This window comes from Comamonas sp. FG99, from assembly GCF_057808605.1.
The window spans coordinates 20779-37889 of sequence record NZ_JBMDII010000047.1; the positions used below are offsets into that span (position 1 = coordinate 20779).

The 17111-nt window shown below is 66.0% G+C and carries 12 protein-coding genes and 2 tRNA genes; 7 read left to right on the forward strand and 7 right to left on the reverse strand.

The annotated features are described in order from the left end of the window. The first annotated feature begins 10 nt into the window (after positions 1-10). Genes ACODRX_RS22800 through ACODRX_RS22810 form a run of 3 tightly spaced genes read left to right on the forward strand, consistent with a single transcriptional unit; the run spans position 11 to position 4187 of the window. Positions 11-793, forward strand: a complete 783-nt coding sequence (locus ACODRX_RS22800) for an enoyl-CoA hydratase/isomerase family protein (protein WP_488873833.1) — start codon at positions 11-13, stop codon at positions 791-793. 43 nt (positions 794-836) lie between these two features. Continuing rightward, a complete protein-coding gene (locus ACODRX_RS22805; RefSeq protein WP_488873834.1) occupies positions 837-3173 on the forward strand; it encodes an acyl-CoA dehydrogenase family protein in 2337 nt (778 codons plus the stop codon). A gap of 24 nt (positions 3174-3197) precedes the next feature. Continuing rightward, positions 3198-4187, forward strand: coding sequence for a Bug family tripartite tricarboxylate transporter substrate binding protein (locus tag ACODRX_RS22810; RefSeq protein ID WP_488873835.1), 990 nt, complete (start codon positions 3198-3200; stop codon positions 4185-4187). Positions 4188-4212: 25 nt separating this feature from the next. Here the strand turns inward: ACODRX_RS22810 and greB are convergent, their stop codons facing one another. Together greB and ACODRX_RS22820 are read right to left on the reverse strand one after the other, a co-directional pair. After that, positions 4213-4764 (reverse strand): transcription elongation factor GreB, encoded by a 552-nt coding sequence (gene greB, locus ACODRX_RS22815; RefSeq protein ID WP_488873836.1) that lies wholly within the window; start codon positions 4762-4764, stop codon positions 4213-4215. 89 nt (positions 4765-4853) lie between these two features. Next, positions 4854-4930, reverse strand: a tRNA-Arg gene (locus tag ACODRX_RS22820). 588 nt (positions 4931-5518) lie between these two features. Here ACODRX_RS22820 and fusA point away from each other — a divergent pair. After that, complete coding sequence (gene fusA / locus ACODRX_RS22825) at positions 5519-7549, forward strand: elongation factor G (RefSeq protein ID WP_488873844.1); 2031 nt, start codon at positions 5519-5521, stop codon at positions 7547-7549. A gap of 57 nt (positions 7550-7606) precedes the next feature. On the opposite strand, the gene ACODRX_RS22830 is transcribed toward fusA, so the two are convergent. Next, on the reverse strand, positions 7607-9031 hold the full coding sequence (locus ACODRX_RS22830) for an aminotransferase-like domain-containing protein (protein ID WP_488873837.1): 1425 nt from the start codon (positions 9029-9031) through the stop codon (positions 7607-7609). A 176-nt stretch (positions 9032-9207) separates the two neighbouring features. Between ACODRX_RS22830 and ACODRX_RS22835 the strand changes: the two genes are divergently transcribed. Both ACODRX_RS22835 and ACODRX_RS22840 read left to right on the forward strand, forming a co-directional pair. Continuing rightward, positions 9208-11508, forward strand: a complete 2301-nt coding sequence (locus tag ACODRX_RS22835) for an FdhF/YdeP family oxidoreductase (RefSeq protein WP_488873838.1) — start codon at positions 9208-9210, stop codon at positions 11506-11508. Positions 11509-11552: 44 nt separating this feature from the next. Further along, positions 11553-12464: a bestrophin family protein gene (locus ACODRX_RS22840; protein WP_488873839.1), complete on the forward strand. Its 912-nt coding sequence runs from the start codon at positions 11553-11555 to the stop codon at positions 12462-12464. A 182-nt stretch (positions 12465-12646) separates the two neighbouring features. On the opposite strand, the gene ACODRX_RS22845 is transcribed toward ACODRX_RS22840, so the two are convergent. Both ACODRX_RS22845 and ACODRX_RS22850 read right to left on the reverse strand, forming a co-directional pair. Beyond that, positions 12647-12736, reverse strand: a tRNA-Ser gene (locus tag ACODRX_RS22845). Positions 12737-12915: 179 nt separating this feature from the next. Beyond that, complete coding sequence (locus ACODRX_RS22850; protein WP_488873845.1) at positions 12916-13656, reverse strand: class I SAM-dependent methyltransferase; 741 nt, start codon at positions 13654-13656, stop codon at positions 12916-12918. 319 nt (positions 13657-13975) lie between these two features. Here ACODRX_RS22850 and ACODRX_RS22855 point away from each other — a divergent pair, with 319 nt between their 5' ends. Further along, positions 13976-14263: a GNAT family N-acetyltransferase gene (locus tag ACODRX_RS22855; protein ID WP_488873840.1), complete on the forward strand. Its 288-nt coding sequence runs from the start codon at positions 13976-13978 to the stop codon at positions 14261-14263. A gap of 96 nt (positions 14264-14359) precedes the next feature. Here the strand turns inward: ACODRX_RS22855 and ACODRX_RS22860 are convergent, their stop codons facing one another. Beyond that, positions 14360-15568: a hypothetical protein gene (locus ACODRX_RS22860; RefSeq protein ID WP_488873841.1), complete on the reverse strand. Its 1209-nt coding sequence runs from the start codon at positions 15566-15568 to the stop codon at positions 14360-14362. Between the two features lies 1 nt (position 15569). Then, positions 15570-16700, reverse strand: coding sequence for a glycosyltransferase family 4 protein (locus ACODRX_RS22865; RefSeq protein WP_488873842.1), 1131 nt, complete (start codon positions 16698-16700; stop codon positions 15570-15572). Between the last annotated feature and the right edge of the window lie 411 nt (positions 16701-17111).

Below are 17111 nucleotides of genomic sequence, written 5' to 3' on the forward strand. Positions count from 1 at the left end.
CCCTCCCGCCATGAACCATACCGTCACCTACACCGTCCAACACGCCGTGGCCGAGATCCTGCTGGCCAGCCCGCCCGTGAACGCCATCACCGAGGCCATGCTGGACCAGCTGCTGCAACACCTGGACCGCGCCGCGCGGGACCCGGCGGTCAGGGCCGTCATCCTGGGCAGCGCCGTGCCCGGCCGGTTCTGCGCCGGCCTGCACCTGAGCGAGATGGGCGATGCCAGCTTCGAGCACAAGCTCTCCCTGGTCGACAAGCTCTACACCGGCCTCTTCGACGCGCAGACCCGGCTGGGCAAGCCCTCCATCGCCGCGGTTGGCGGCACGGCGCGCGGCGGCGGCATGACGCTGGCCGTCTCGTGCGACATGCTGATCGCCGCCGACACCGCCACCTTCGGCTACCCCGAGATCGATGTAGGCGTCACCCCCGCCATCCACTACACCCATCTGCCGCGCATCATTGGCAAGCACCGCGCGTTCGAGCTGCTGTTCACCGGCCGCAGCTTCGCCGCGGCCGAGGCCCTGCAGCTGGGCCTGGTCAACGAGGTGGTGCCCGAGGCGCAGGTGCTGGAGCGCGCCCGGGCCGTGGCCCGGCTGCTCGGCGCCAAGTCGCCGCTGGTCATGAAGCTCGGGCGCCAGGCCTTCCACAAGTCACTCGACGTGGAGTACCGCCGCGGCGTGGCCTCGGCCGTCGAGCATTTCGGCAATGTGGCCGCCACCGCCGACGCCCGCGAGGGCATGGCCGCCTTCGTGGACAAGCGCCCTCCGGCCTGGCCATCGGGCAAGCCCTGAAACCGCCCCCTCCCAGCCACCGCCCAACGGGTCCATCGCCTCCATGACAGACAACACCGCCGCCTTCGATACCTTCCGCCAGCAGGTGCGCCAGTTCCTCGCCACGGCCGTGCCGCCGGACATCCAGGCCGCCGTGCGCTCGCACGCCCTGGTCACCCGGGAGCAGGCCCGCCGCTGGCAGGAAATCCTCCACCGGCAGGGCTGGGCAGCCCCGTCCTGGCCACAGCAGTACGGCGGCACCGGCTGGTCGCTGCGCGAGCAGGCCATCTTCAAGGAGGAGCTGGCCGCCAGCGATGCACCCCAGGTCGAGAACCTGGGCATCGATACCATCGGCCCCACGCTGATGCGCTTCGGCAGCGAGGCGCAGCGCCAGCGCTTCCTGCCGCGCATGCTCAGCTTTGACGACTACTGGGCGCAGGGCTATTCCGAACCGGACGCGGGCTCGGACCTGGCCGCGCTCAAGACCGCGGCGCTCCAGCAAGACGACGGCGGCTGGGTGCTCAATGGCAGCAAGATCTGGCAAAGCCTGGGCCACTGGGCCAATTGGGCCATCGTGCTGGCCCGCACCGACCTCCATGCCGCCAGAAAGCAGGAAGGCATCTCGGTCTTTCTGGTGGACCTGACAGCGCCCGGCGTTACGGTGCGCCCCATCAAGTACATCCATGGCGCACCGTTCCACGTACAGATCTTTTTCGACAGTGTGCGCGTGCCCACCGACCAGTTGCTAGGCGAGGTCAACCAGGGCTGGCACATTGCCAAGGGACTGCTGGTGATCGAACGCCTGTTCGTCGCGCGAGTGGCCGAATGCAGGGCAGGCCTGGCAGCGCTGCAGTCCGGGATGGCACACCGCCTGGCCGGCACCGAATCGCCCGGCGCCCCGCTGCACACGCTGCTGCGCAGCCGCCTGGCCGCGCTGCGCATTCGAGAGGAAGCGCTGCAGGCCTGCTGGGCCCCCGCCATTGCGCAGGCCGAGGCCGGCGGCAGCCCGGCGCTGGAGGCCTCCCTGCTCAAGCTCGACGGCATCGAGCTGCTGCAGGACATCCACCTCCTGGACATGGACCTGCGCGGCAGCCAGGCATTGCGCTACAACCCTGAGGCGCTGCAGGGCATCGCCGCCGCCAGTCCGGCACAGGCGGACGGCAATGCCGCGCTGGGCTTCTGGCGCTACCGCGGCAGCTCGCTCGCAGGCGGCTCCACCGAGGTGCAGCAGGGCATCGTCGCCAAGGCCGTGCTGGCCCAGCAGACCGCCTTGCACCATCCCCCGGTGGCCACAGGCTCGCCCGAGCTGGCCATGATGCAGGAGTCCCTGCACGGCTGGCTGGACAAGCACCACAGCTTCGAGCTCCGGCAAAAGCGCATGCAGGCAGCAGACGGCAGCAGCGAGACCTGCCTGCCCACCGTGCTGGCCGACCTGGCCCGCTTCGGCGTGCTGGCCATGCCACTGCCCGAGCGGCTGGGCGGGCTGGAGCGCCCCCTGTCCGAATCCATCTACCTGCTGGGCAGCCTGGGCGAAGCGCTGATGAACGAGCCCGTGCTATGGCAAAGCGCCTTGCCCATGCAAGTGCTGCTGGCCCTGCCGACCGGCGCTTGCCGCGATGCGCTGCTGCAGGCATTGGGAGAAGGCGCCTTGCGCCTGAGCGTCCCCCTCGACGAGGCGAGCCTGCCCGCAGTGGAAACGGCTGACGGCAAGATCTGGTCGCTGAGCGGCGAGATTCCACTCATCCTGGGCGTGGCGGACGGCGCGGGAGCGCTGGTGGCAGCGCGCGAAAGCCGCTCGGGCGAGCTGTGCCTGGTCCATCTTTCTGCGCAGCAGCTGCAGCCAGGCAACGCACAGCAGCCATTGGAACACTTTCGGCTGCATGACGGCCGCCCTGCTTTTTCTGCGCGCTTGCGGCAGCTGCAGGTTGGCAGCGGGCAGCTCATTGCCCAGGGGGACGATGCCGAACAGGCCATGCGCCAGGCCCGCTGCTTTGCCATGTTGGCCTTGTGCGCCGAGAGCGTCGCCGCCAGCCGGCAAGCCCTGCGCCAGACGGTGGACTACCTTGGCGTGCGCCAGCAGTTCTCCCGTCCTCTGTCCGGCTTTCAAGTGCTGCAGCACCGCGTGGCGGATCTGTACCGCCAATGGAACAAGGTGCGGCACTACCTGGATGCCGTCCTCGCGCGGCTGGATGGCGCCGAGCCGGCCGCCGCGCTGGCCGATGCCGGCAAGCTCAAGCACCTGTGCGGCGTGGCGGGCCGGCGCATGGCGCTGGAGGTGCTACAACTGCATGGCGCCATCGGCTTCCAGGACGAGACCCCCATCAGCCACTATGCCAAGCGTCTTTTCAACAACGACGTGCTGCTGGGCAATGCCGAGCACCACCTCGCTCGCCAGCTCTGAAAACCACGACCAGGAGACAACACCATGAAGCCCGCCGCCACCTATGCAGCGCTCTGCGGCCTGCTCTGCATCTCTTCACTGGCTGCTGCGCAGCCTGGCTCCGGCGCCGCCGGCGAGAAATGGCCGACTCACCCCATCACCATCATCGTGCCCGGCGCGCCGGGCGGCAGCGTGGACAACCCCATCCGCCTGCTGGGACAAAAGCTGGGCAGCCTTGTCGGCCAACCGGTGGTGGTGGTCAACAAGCCCGGCAGCGGCGGCATCATAGGCACCCAGTACTTTCTGCGCGCACCTGCCGACGGCTACACCTTGCTGGCCGGCAACGTAGGTCCTCAGGCCATCAACTACAGCGCCTACCCCAGCCTGCCTTACAAGCAGGGCGACCTGAGGCCACTGGTCGGTGTCGTTTCCTTTCCCAATGTCCTGGTCGTCAATGCCGCCAGCAACGACAAGAGCGTTGCCGACCTCGTCGCGGGGCTCAAAAGGCATCCGCAGCAAGCCTCTTTCGGCTCTGCCGGCGTGGGCCAGACCAGCCATTTGATGGGCGAGCTTTTCAAGCTGCGCACCGGCACCTCGGCCGTGCATGTCCCCTACAAAGGCTCGGCGCCCGCCACGATGGCCTTGCTCGCGGGCGAGACCCGGTTTCAGTTCGACAACCTCACGCAGGCATTGCCGCACATCCAGTCACGCAAGCTGCGGGCCCTGGCAGTCACGTCGGAGTCCAGAGTGGCCGAGCTGCCGCAGGTTCCGACCATGGCGGAAGCGGGCTACCGGAACATGGTATCCAGCGCCTGGGTCGGAATTTTTGTGGCGTCCGCCGTGCCGCCCGGCATCGCCGCCCAGATCGAAACCGCGGTCGCCTCCGCCATGCAAGACCCGGAGCTGCGCGAGAAGCTGGCGCAGGCCGGCGGCATGCCTGGCTCGCTGGCAGGCCCGCCGTTCGCGGAATTCGTGCAAAGGGACATCGACAAATGGAAGGAAGCCATCGACTCGTCCGGCGTCAAGCTCGACTGAACTCTGGCCGGTGGCCTTGCGCCGCTCAGGCCTTGGCGGGATAGGCCACCGCCACCACCTCCAGCGTGCGCACCCCGCCGGGCGTGGGCAGCTGCACTTCATCACCGACCCGGGCCTTGATCAAGGCCCGCGCCATCGGTGCGATCCAGCTGATCTGCCCCTTGCCGAAATCCACCTCGTCGATGCCCACGATGGTGACGCACTCCTGCCTGTCCTGATCGTCCACATAGGTGACCGTGGCGCCGAAGAACACCTGGTCGCTGCCATGGTGCACGGCCGGGTCCACCACCTCCGCGATCTCCAGCCGCTTGGTCAGGAAGCGGATGCGCCGGTCGATCTCGCGCAGGCGCCGCTTGCCGTACAGGTAGTCGCCGTTCTCCGAGCGGTCGCCGTTGCTGGCGGCCCAATGCACCACCTCGACCACCTTGGGACGCTCGTCGTCGATGAGATGCAGCAGCTCCTGCTTCAGTGCCGCGTAGCCCTGCGGCGTCATGTAGTTCCTGCCACCCGCCAGCTTTGGCAGCTCGGGCAGTTCATCATCGCTGTCGTCGCTTTCCTTGGTGAATGCTTTGCTCATGCACGTAGCATAACTGCGTGCTGCCGCTGCCCCGAAAAGCACAATGCCTGCAATCTTGCGATTGCAGGCATTGTGCGCATGACGATTTTTGGTGCGGCTGGCAGGAATCGAACCCACGACCCCTTGGTTCGTAGCCAAGTACTCTATCCAGCTGAGCTACAGCCGCGAAGCTCGCATTATAGCGCACAAAAACAGGCATTTTTAATAGTGCGCCACCCATCGCACCAAATGGCCCAAATTCCCCCTGCGCAAAGCCAGCACGGCCCCGCAGATCCAGCCCCATATGCTGCGCGCGAATCGGGTGGCTCCGAGAAATACGCCCGGCCCCAGCCCTGCTGGCAACCAGGATTCTCCAATTTCAAGACAATGGCGACATGTTCAAGTTCAACGCCATCCAAATCACGTTCGCGGCATAGCTGCGTCCTTTCGATGGCTGTCGGAAGGCGATGACCTTCCGGCCCACAACCCCGGCAGGCATGGTCTTCCGGGGTTTTTGTTTTTTCAGGTTCCACCATGTTCATGCGTACCTACGACAAGTTGATCGCCACGATTTCCGCCCGCCGGAACGTGGGATACGTGCGCGTGCGCCCGTGTTCCGGCCGATCCATCCCGTCCTGAGCCCGCTCCGGTGAATCCATGCCGGGGCGCGGCTCGATCGTCCCCGACATGTGGCCTCTCCAAGAGGCCGGAAAGATTCACCATGAACCGCCCCAGCAACAACGGCACGGGCTGCCCCAGCATGGGCTGCCCCAGCATGGGCTGCCCCAGCATGGGCTGCCCCAGCATCCGCAACATCGGCATCATTGCCCACGTGGATGCAGGCAAGACCACGACCAGCGAACGCATCCTCTACTACACGGGCGAAAGCCACCGCATGGGCGAGGTGCACGACGGTGCCGCCCATATGGACTTCGATCCCGAGGAGCGCCGCCGCGGCATCACCATCAACAGCGCCGCTACCACCGTGCATTGGCGCGGCGCGCAGATCAACCTGATCGACACGCCCGGCCACATCGACTTCAACATCGAGGTGGGCCGCGCGCTGCGCGTGCTCGACGGTGCGGTGGTGGTGCTCGACGGCGTGGCCGGCGTGGAGCCTCAGACCGAGACCAACTGGCGCCTGGCCGACCGGCACGAGGTGCCGCGCATCGCCTTCGTCAACAAGCTCGACCGCGTAGGCGCGGACTTCGACCAGGTGGTGGCCAGCATGCGCGAGCGCCTGGGCGTGCAGGCCGTGCCCGTGCACCTGCCTATAGGCCGCGAGGCCGATTTCCACGGTGTCGTGGACCTGGTGCGCATGCGTGCATTGCTGTGGCATAGGGACGATGCCTCGCTGCCGGTGCAGCAAGCCGCGATTCCCGCCGAACTGCTGGAGCAGGCCCAGGCGGCCCGCGCGCGCCTGCTCGAAGCCGTGGTCGAGCAAGACGACACGGCACTGGATGCCTGGCTGCGCGGCGAGGAGCCCTCGGTGGAACTGCTGCTGCGCTGCATCCGTGCCGGTGTGCGCAAGCGCTCCTTGGTGCCGGTGCTCGCAGGCTCGGCCTTCCGCAACCGCGGTATCGAGCCGCTGCTGGATGCGGTGGTCGACTGGCTGCCCGCGCCCGGCGAGCGCGAGGGCACGGCCATGGGCCAGGCCGGCGCGCCGCTGGCCGCGCTGGCCTTCAAGCTGGTGGCCGACGAGCACGGCAGCATGGTCTTCGTGCGCCTGTATGCGGGCCGGTTGCGGCGTGGCGATTCGGTGCTCAATACCAGCACCGGGCGCATGGAGCGCGCGGCGCGCCTGTACGAGGTGCATGCCGACCAGCGCATCGAGCGCGACGAGCTGGTGGCAGGCGAGATCGCGGCGGTGGTCGGCTTCAAGGACACGCTCACGGGCCATACCCTGAGCGATCCCAGGCACCCGCTGCAGCTGGAGTCCATCGCCGTACCCGAGCCGGTGATCCACCTGGCGCTGGAGCCACGCACCAAGACCGACCAGCAAGGCCTGTCTAGGGCCTTGCAGAGCATGCTGCGCGAGGACCCGAGCCTGCGCCTGCGCCAGGACGATGAGTCGGGCCAGACCATCCTGTCGGGCATGGGCGAGCTGCAGCTGGAAGTGGCCGTGCACAAGCTGCACGAGCGCTTCGGCGTGGACGTGGCGGTGGGCCGCCCGCAGGTGGCCTACCGCGAGACCATTGCCGCGGCCGCGGAGCTGACGCATGTGCATAAGAAGCAGACCGGCGGCCCCGGCCAGTTCGCGCAGCTGACCCTGCGCCTGGAGCCCCTGGAGCGCGGCGTTGGTGTGCAATTCGAAAGCCGCATCGTCGGTGGCGCGATCCCCCGCGAGTTCATACCCGCGGTGGAAGCGGGCATTCGGCGCGCGGCCGAGGCCGGGCCTGCCGCGGGCTACCCGGCCGTGGACTTGCGCGCCGTGCTGCTCGACGGGGCCTTCCACGAGCGCGACTCCCCGGCCATGGTCTTCGAGCTGGCCGCGGGCCATGCGCTGCGCGAGGCCTTCGCCAAGGCCAAACCGCTGCTGCTGGAGCCGGTGATGGCCGTGGAGGTGATCACGCCCACTGAATACCTGGGCGACGTGATCGGCGACCTGCACCGCCGCCGCGGCCAGGTACGCGGGCATGAGCTGCGCGGCACGGCCACGGGGGTCGATGCGCTGGTGCCGCTGCAGGAGATGTTCGGCTACATCGGTACGCTGCGCGCGCTCTCGTCGGGCCGCGCGCAGTACACGATGCAGTTCGACGGCTACCAGGTGGCGCCGCGGGCGGTGGCCGAACGGGCGGCAGCCTGAACGAAGGGCGCAGTCCTGCGGGGCTGCGCCCTTTTCTTTGGCGGGCGCATGGCAGCTTCAGCGCAGCGCATGGGCCGCGATCTTGCCGACGGTGATCAGCGCCTGTTCGATCTCGGCCGACCAGGGGCTGCTGTAGTTGAGGCGGATGAAGTTCGGATAGCTGTTGGTGGCCGAGAACATGTAGCCGGGCCCGACCGTGATGCCATGCTCCAGCCCCTGCTGGTACAGCCGCATGCCATCGATCTGCCCCGGCAGCTCCACCCAGAGCACATAGCCGCCCTCGGGGCTGGACACGCGGGTGCCCGCGGGGAAGAAGCGGCGCACGGTGTGCTGCATCAGCCGGGCATTCTGTGCATAGGCCTTGCGCAGCCGCCGGAGCTGGTGGTCGTAGCCGTCGCGCTCCAGGTATTCGGCGATGGCCCGCTGGGGAATGGACGGCGTGGTCAGCGTGTTCAGGAACTTCAGCTTCTCGACCTGGTCGCGGTAGCGCCCGGGCAGGGCCCAGCCGATGCGGTAGACCGAGGTCAGCGTCTTCGAGAACGAAGAGCAGTGCAGCACCAGGCCCCTGGTGTCGAAGGCCTTGAGCGTGCTGGGCGGCGCATCGCCGTAGTACAGCTCGTTGTAGACGCCGTTCTCGATGAGGGGGATGTCGCGCTCGTTCGCCAGGCGCACCAGCGCCTGCTTGCGCTCGTCGGGCATGCGGTAGCCGAGCGGATTCTGGAAGTTGGGCATGACCATGCAGGCCGCGATGGGCAGCTCGCGCGCCAGCCGCTCCAGCATGTCCACATCGATGCCCAGGACCGGATCGGTGGGCACCTCGACCACCTTCATGCCCATGCGCTCGATGGCGTGCAGCATGGCGTAGAAGGTTGGCGACTCCACCGCAATCACATCGCCCGGCCTGGCCACGGCCTGCAGGCACAGGTTGATCGCTTCGGTCGCGCCCACGGTGACGATGGCTTCGGCCGGATCGACGGCCAGGCCCTGGTCCAGATGCCTTCTGACGATCTGCCGCAGCAGCTGGGGATGGCCCGGAGGCAGCGCATTCTGGAGATCGTGCTGCGAGGCATCCTTGCCTGCGGCAAACACATAGCGGTTGAGCTTGTCGAAGGGAAAGGCCGCCGGATCGGGATAGGGCGAGCCCAGCGGGATGGCATCGCCCGACGAGACCGTGCGCAGCGTGGAGAGCACGAGGCGGCTGACATCGACCGAAGCCGAAATGGCAATCGGGCGCGGGCGCTCGATGCCGCCCGCCGCGTCGGCCTGCGCATGCTGGCGCCGCTGCACGAAAAAGCCCGACTGCGGCCGGCTTGCGATCAGCCCCCGGCTCTCCAGCAGCAGGTAGGCGCGCAAGACGGTGGTGATGCTGATCTGGCGCTGCCTGCTGGTCTCGCGCAGCGACTGCAGGCGCTCCCCATCGCGGTACACCCCCTTGAGGATCTGCCGCTCGATATCGTTGGCCAGCTTCTCGTAGAGCTTCATGAGATAAGCGTACAGTTCAGCGCATCTGCAGCCCTGCTGTACTCCTTGATCGTGACTATGGGTCGCAACTGTACTCTTTTCCGGGTGCCGGAACTGATCTCCTGCGCCCTGCCCGCGGCCGCCTACATTCATCCCCATCAAGGCAAAAAGGCGCAAAGTGCGCCAAGGAGATCCACATGGGCAAGCGCGAAGTTCCTGGCATCCGCAGATACGACGCTCCTGCCGGCGGCTGGGGGGCATTGAAGGCCACGGCGCTGGCGGTGCACGAACAGATGCAGGTGGTGCAAGCCCCCATCGTGCTCATGCGCACGAACCAGCCGGCGGGTTTCGACTGCCCGGGCTGCGCCTGGCCCGACAAGGAGCATCGCTCCACCTTCCAGTTCTGCGAGAACGGCGCCAAGGCGGTGACCTGGGAAGCCACGAGCAAGCGGGTCACGCCCGAATTCTTCGCGCAGCACACGGTGACGGAGCTGCTCAAGCTCAGCGACTACGAGCTCGAGAACTTCGGCCGCCTCACGCACCCCATGGCCTACGACGCCGCCACCGACAAGTTCCGCGAAGTAAGCTGGGACGCCGCCTTCGAGCGCATCGGCGAGGTGCTCAGGGGCCTGCAGACGCCCGATCAGGCCGAGTTCTACACCTCGGGGCGCGCCTCCAACGAAGCGGCCTACCTGTTCCAGCTCTTTGCCCGGGAGCTGGGCACCAACAACTTCCCCGACTGCTCGAACATGTGCCACGAGGCCACCAGCGTGGGCCTGCCGCAGTCCATAGGCATAGGCAAGGGAACGGTGTCGCTGGACGACTTCGAGCACACCGAGCTCATCATCTCGATGGGCCACAATCCCGGCACCAACCACCCGCGCATGATGGGCACGCTGCACGAGGCGGCGCGCCGGGGCGTGCCGATCATCGTGTTCAACCCGCTCAAGGAGCGGGCGCTGGAGCGTTTTGCCGACCCGCAGAACGTGATCGAGATGGCGACGTTCAGCTCGACCCCGATTGCCTCGACCTACTTCCAGGTCAAGGCCGGCGGCGACGCGGCAGCGCTCAAGGGCATCATGAAGGCGCTGCTGGAGCGGGAGGCCCGCCAGGGCCAGGTGCTCGATCGCGATTTCATCGCGGAGCACACCGAGGGCTTCGACGCGCTGGCCGCCGACCTGGCGCAAACGCAGTGGCCGCTGATCGAGAAGGAGTCCGGCCTCGCGCAATCGCAGCTGGAGCAGGTGGCCCAGGCGTATGCGAAATCCAACGCGACGATCATCGCCTACGGCATGGGCCTGACGCAGCACAATACCGGCACCTGGAACGTGCGCCTGATCGCCGACCTGCTGCTGATGCGCGGCAACATCGGCAAGCCCGGCGCCGGCATCTGCCCGCTGCGCGGGCACTCCAACGTGCAGGGCAACCGCACGGTGGGCATCACCGAAAAGCCCTCGGCGGAGTTTCTGGGCAGGCTCGAAGCGGTCTTCGGCTTCAAGCCGCCCCGCGAACATGGGCACGATGCGGTCAAGACCTTGCAGGCCATGGCCGAAGGCAAGTCGAAGGCGCTGATCTGCCTGGGCGGCAATTTCGCGGTCGCGATGCCGGATCCGCAGCTTGCCTTCCCGGCGATGAAGCAGCTCGATCTCAGCGTGCACCTGGGCACCAAGCTCAACCGCTCGCACCTGCTGGTCGGCAAGGAAAGCTTCATCCTGCCGGTGATCGGCCGCACGGAGCTGGACATGCAGGCCAGCGGCCCGCAAGCCATCACGGTGGAGGATTCCATGTCCATGGTCCACGCCTCGGCCGGCAGCCTGCGCCCGGCCTCGCCGTTTCTGCGCTCGGAGCCGGCCATCGTGGCGGCCATGGCCGCCGCGACGCTCACCGCCAGCCAGACCGACTGGATGCATCTCGTGGACGACTACGACCGCATCCGCGAGCTGGTCGAGCGCACCATCCCCGGATTCGACGACTACAACGCGCGCATCCGCATACCCGGCGGCTTCCGCATGCCGCTGCCGCCCACGCAGCGCCAATGGCCGACGCCCTCGGGCAAGGCCATGTTCTCGGTGTTCCCCGGCGTGCGCGAGAGCTACCTGCCGTGGGAAGACGGCGTGCTGCGCCTCATCACCATCCGCAGCCACGACCAGTACAACACCACGATCTACGGCCTCGACGACCGCTACCGCGGCGTGTTCGGCCGGCGCGACGTGCTCTTCATGAATCCCGCCGACCTGGCCGCCCGCGGCCTCGAGCACGGCGATCTGGTCGAGATCGAGACCATCTCCAGCAAGCGCGGCCTGCGGCTTGGCGGCATCACGGTCATCGAGTACGACATCGCGGCAGGCTCCGTGGCCGCCTACTACCCCGAGGCCAACGTGCTGGCGCCGCTCGACAACATCGATGAAGAAAGCGGCACGCCATCCTACAAATCCATCCCGGTCCGGGTGCTGCGCCAGGATGCCGGCCAGACGCCGGTGGCGCAGGCCGCCGCCTAGATTGCCACCTCGACTGCCGCGCTGACACACAGGATCGACACATCATGATCGTGCGCCCACAGCAAAGCTGGTTCCGGCTGCTGTTCGTCTGGAACGGCTCCGTGCTTCAATCCATCCTGCCGCAGCTGCTCTTCATCGGCGCGGTCAGCTGCGTGGCGGTGCTGACGCACGGCCGCATCTTCGGCGAGAAGATTCCGCTGAACACCACGCTGCTGACCCTGTTCGGGCTGACGCTGGCGATCTTCCTGGGGTTTCGCAACACGGCCAGCTACGACCGATTCAAGGAAGCCCGCCACCTGTGGGGCAACCTGCTGATTGCGTCGCGCCAGCTCACTTCGCAGATGCTGTGCTACATCCCGCAGCGAGAGGCGGTGCAAGAGATGGCCCACCTGATCTTCGCACTGGTCTACGCGCTCAAGCACGAATTGCGGTGCACGGACCCGGCTGAGGATCTGCGCCGCCTTCTCGGGCCCAAGGCCTGCGAGAAGCTGGCAGGCAAGGTCTACAAGCCCAGCGACCTGCTGCATGAGCTGCGCCTGCGGCTGGTGCGCCTCAACCAGGAAGGCCAGGTATCCGACATGCAGTTCTGGACGCTGGACGCGCAGCTCACCGAGATCGGCAAGGCCGTTGGCGGCTGCGAGCGCATCGCCTCCACGCCGATCCCGTTCGCCTACAGCGTGCTGCTGCACCGCACGGTCTATACCTACTGCATGCTGCTGCCCTTCGGCCTGGTCGATGCCACGGAGCTGTTCACGCCGCTGCTGTGCCTGTTTCTGGCCTATACCCTGATCGCGCTGGAAGCCATTGCCGGCGAGGTAGCGGAGCCATTCGGGCTGGCCCCTAACGCCCTCGCGCTCGATGCCATGGCCCGCAACATCGAGCGCTCGCTGTGCGAGCTGTGCGGATTGCCGCTGCCCGATCCGGTCAAGCCGCGCCTGCACCACCAGCTGACTTGAGCTGTGTCCAGCCGCAGCTATTCTTTGACCACAAGAATGCCCGCAGTACCAAGCGGCATTCTCATCTTGCGGCCTCCCGAATTGCGGCGGCGCTGGAGATCATTGGCAAAAATCCCCGCCACCAGCTAAAAGAAAAGCCGCTTGACGCTACCTTGTTGATAGCAGTCAAGCGGCTTGTATTGTGGCGGAGAGGGAGGGATTCGAACCCTCGGTACGCTTGCACGTACGCCTGATTTCGAGTCAGGTACATTCGACCACTCTGCCACCTCTCCGCAGTGTCGAAGCTGCAATTGTAGCAGGCAAATCAGTCACTACTGACTTAGATCTATAGATTTTGATGGAACGTGCCAATGAAGCGCTATCGGCGCAGGCCTGGGCACGACGGGTAGGAAGAAGGGTAGGAGTTGGCGGCGACCTCAAGAAGCGCCAGCCAGCTCACCATTGTCTCGCATCAGTTCGCGCGAGAACGGGGCAAGCCAGCAGTCCCATCCCGCTTGAATGCAATCCATGCGCTCCAGAACAGGCTGGAGAAAAAGCGCAGTGGTTTGACAAAGCCGGCATCGGCAAGCATCGTCTCCACTGCGGCCTCGGAGTGTGGCGGCACAGCCCCCTGGCGAATCTTGTCCAGTTTTGCGACAACCTCTGCCGCATTGGCTCCCGCCATGCGCCAACGCGTGGCCCAGGCCTCAAGAAACAATGGCTGGGACTCATAGGAGCATCGGTTGCAGGCAATCACAATAGGTGCCCCGGGCTTCAGCCGGCTGCTGAGTTCGCGCAGGATTGCCGCCTTTTGATCCTGCTCAGGAAGATGATGCAAGACACCGACGAGGATAGCCGCATCAAAGCAGCTGTCCTCTGGCAGATCTTCGATCACACCATTGAAAACCTTGGTTCGTCCAGACAAGCCCGCAGCATCAATTCTTGCCATTGCTTGCTCCAGCATTGCGGGCGCCGGATCAGCAGCGACAAATCTCCAGGCAGGCTCCAACCTTCCGGTGATCAGAATTTCTTGGCCCGTGCCACCTGCTCCCGCGACGAGAACCAACTTTGCATCATGGCCAAGATGGGCCGAAAGAAGGAAGGCGGAAAGTCCATGGCATGCGTCATATCCCGCGAGCGCAATCCGGCTTTGCGTTTCATATTCGGCGGATCTGGAAAGGTCGAACTTTGCGATGGGGCTTGTAGATGTCATGCCAAGCATTGTGGGAAGCTGGCCCGGGTGCACAAAGCCTCCCTTTGCGAATGCCCTCTTCTGCTTACGAGACATGTCAGAAAGTCAAGCCTGAGCACGCCCTTTTGCGACGACGACAAAAGCCGCTTGCATGTTTCTGCTGAGGCAGCCATCGCAACCCTTCTCCCTGGCCATCCCACCCAACAGGCGCAGGAGCACCACACCGGCGGACAAGGGTTATGCTGACGAACCTTGTTGGATATGCTGCTGCCATCCCGGCATCGGCACAACCGCCAAGGCCTCGAAAAATACCGAAATACGCCAACCTTACAGCCTGACCATGCCATACCCCATCCACCATCAGGAAGACGATTCCAAAGGAGCGTTCCATGTCGACCAATCTGGGCGGCGCATTGCCGAGATGACTTATAGCCGCACGAACGCCACCATGATCATCATCGACCACACCGAAGTGGATGAATCGCTGCGCGGCGAAGGCGTAGGCCGCCAACTGCTCGATGCGCTGGTGGCCTGGGCGCGCGCGAGCGGCACCAAGGTGCTGCCGCTATGCCCCTTTGCCAAGGCGCAGTTCGGCAAGGATGCGTCGATACGCGACGTGCTGGCCTGATCGGTTGACCATGCCATGCCCCGGCTGCAGCGGGTCGGGCGAAGTGGAAACGAACCGCCGCCCATCTGGGCGGCGCCTGGTGTGGCTTATGCCGGGTCATTGCGCCCGCCGCGAAATCAGGCTCCCCAGCCAGCGCAAGCCCGCCGTCAGCCGCCACGACCAACTGCTCTTGAGCACCGCCACCGTCGCCTCGCGCTGGGCCTGCAGCAGTTCGGCGGTGGCCAGGCCTGCCTTCAGGTGGCGCTCCGCAAAGGCCATGACCAGCGCCTGCGGCATGAGCGCCGTGTCCGATGTGGTGGCACAAGCGCGTGCGGCGTTCATCCCGGGCAGTCGGTAGAACACCAGCGGCCGTGCCTTGCAGGTCAGAACCAGCAGGCCATCGGCGCGCATATCCACCCCCTTGGGGCCGCCCTCGGCCTCGTTGACGTGGTCGCGCTCATAGGCCTGGCGCTGTACTACCTGCAGGCACTCGCTGGATTGCCGCGGCCCACTCCAGCCCTGTGGCCCCGCGTGGAACACATGCAGATACGGCTGGCCCGCGTCGGCCACCAGCAGGGCTTGGCTATCAGGGGTGAAGCACAGGCCGTGCGGATAGCGCACGCCTTGCAGCACGCCGGCGGGTGGGCTCTCGGGCGTCAGGTCGGGCGCATTTGCATGGATCAGCACCTCGCCCGTGCCATGGTTGCTAATCGCGATCCAGTGCCCATCAGGGCTGAGCGCCACGCCATCGGGGATGTCCAGCCCCTGGCGCAGCAAAATCGCCGCCCCCGAAAACCAATGCCCGCCCTCAGCATCGGGCCCACCGATGAGGTGCTGGGACAGCAGGTTGACATAGTTGTGGCAGACGAGGAGCTCATACCGCCCAGAGGCCAGCTGCCACAGGGCCACCGAGCCTGGCGACGACTTGCCCTCCACCAGGCCCAGCGCCAGGGTCTGCAGCGAGCGGCCGGATACCCGATGCACCGCAGGCCCGCCGGTGGCGCATGGAATGGCAAACACTTGTACGGCCTCTCCGCGGTTGGCGACCACGATGCGCTCCTCACCCAGCCAGCACAGGCCATGCGGGTAGATCAGATCGGGCGACTCCAGGCGGGTGAGCTGGGTGACGACCACACACTCGGGGCCACCTTGCGGCACCTCTCCCAGCTCAAACACCCAAATCAGGTTGGCATTGAAGTCCACCAGTGCAACCCGCCTGCCCGAGGGTGAAAACCTCACGTCTTCGGTGCGCCCCAGCTCCACCAGCGCCGCTTCGATCGCCGCGCTGGCGCACAGCACCGGAATGGGCATCGGTTCTTTCATCATGTCAATATGCTCTGCTTGAATCGGTCAGATCGAATCCCAGATGCCTCAACAGACGGCGCGTGACCAGGCCGGCCTCGAACTCGCTACAGGCGCGCTGGTAGCCAGCCTCGCCCAGGCGCTGGCACAGCTCGGGCGATTCGTGCAGCCGCCACATGGCTTCGGCCAGAGCCTCAATATCTCCTTCGGGCACCAGCAGTCCATCCACGCCATGGCGGATCACCTGGGCCGGCGCGCCGGTTGCGTAGGCGATCACGGGCTTGCGGTAGGCCCAGGCCTCGATCAGGCTGCGGCCAAAGGTCTCCGGTCCGCCACTATGGCTGACGCTGGGAATCAGCACCGCGCGGCAGTTGCGCAGCAGCGCGCCGGGGTCGGGCATGTAGGGTGCAAGCTCGCAACAGGACTCCAGGCCCCAACGGACCATCAGCTGCTGCAAATGCCGCTGCAGCGGCAGGCTGTCGACTACACCGCAGGAATGGACGCGCAGGCCGCAGTGCGGCTGCCTGGTCTTGAGCTGCCGCAGCGCCAGCATCAGGTCGAGGTGGCCCTTCCAGCGGTTGACGCTGGCGAGATGCAAAAAAACGCCGTCATAGCTGCAGGGGCCGCCGGGGATTTGCACCATGCAGGGCATGACGACCGCCGTGGCCGCCCCCCAGGGCTTTACATGCATCGGAGCCAGATAGCCCAGGCGCTGCAGCACCGCCTCGCTGGGCACCAGTACACATGCACCACTCAGGCGCGCAAAGATCAGATCCAAGTCGCTCCACATGAAATCGCGCACGTACAAGTGGCAGATGCGCCCCAGATCAGGCAGCAGGCGCGCCGCCATGGCAGCGACCAGGGCCGAGGCATGGGTGTTGAGCAGCACCGTGCGCGGCCGCAAGCGCCATATGTCGTAAGCCAGGCGCAGCGCCAGCCGCTTGCGCCCCCAGGACGTGGCGGTGCCGGCCAGCGGCTGCACCTGCAGCCGCCCACCGCGGCGGTCCATGCGCTCCAGCTGGGCCAGGTGCTCAGGCGCCTCGGCGTATATCCGAACGCTCAAGTTTTCGGGCAGGTGCTGCAGCAGCACCTCGATCGAGCGCTCGGCACCGCCGTACCCTGTCGCGAGAGAAACAATGAACAGGCAGGGGTTCATGGATCGATTGTCATTGAGACGAGCCGTTGATACCCGGCACAGGTGCAGCTCGCCACACCCCAGGTCATCCCAACCCGGCTCCCCCCATAGATGCGTCGTGCGCCCAGGACCTGGACCACTGCGCCAAGGATACGCCGCCTGACTACCGATTTGACTGCAAGACATGCGGCCATATCGTCCCGACAGAGGCGTATGAGGTATGAGGATTGCACGCACTTGCCATCTTTTTTTGAACCGCCGATGCATCACTTTGGTGCATATTAGCCTGGCCCGATTCTTGCAAAACCAAGGCAATTCAGTCTTCAAGACGATTTGGCAATACTGATTTCCCCTCAGCCCACTACTGCAGCCATGGCTCTAGGGAAGGTCTGCAAAACCTCTCGTCAATCCGACTGGTGTGCAACCTGAGGA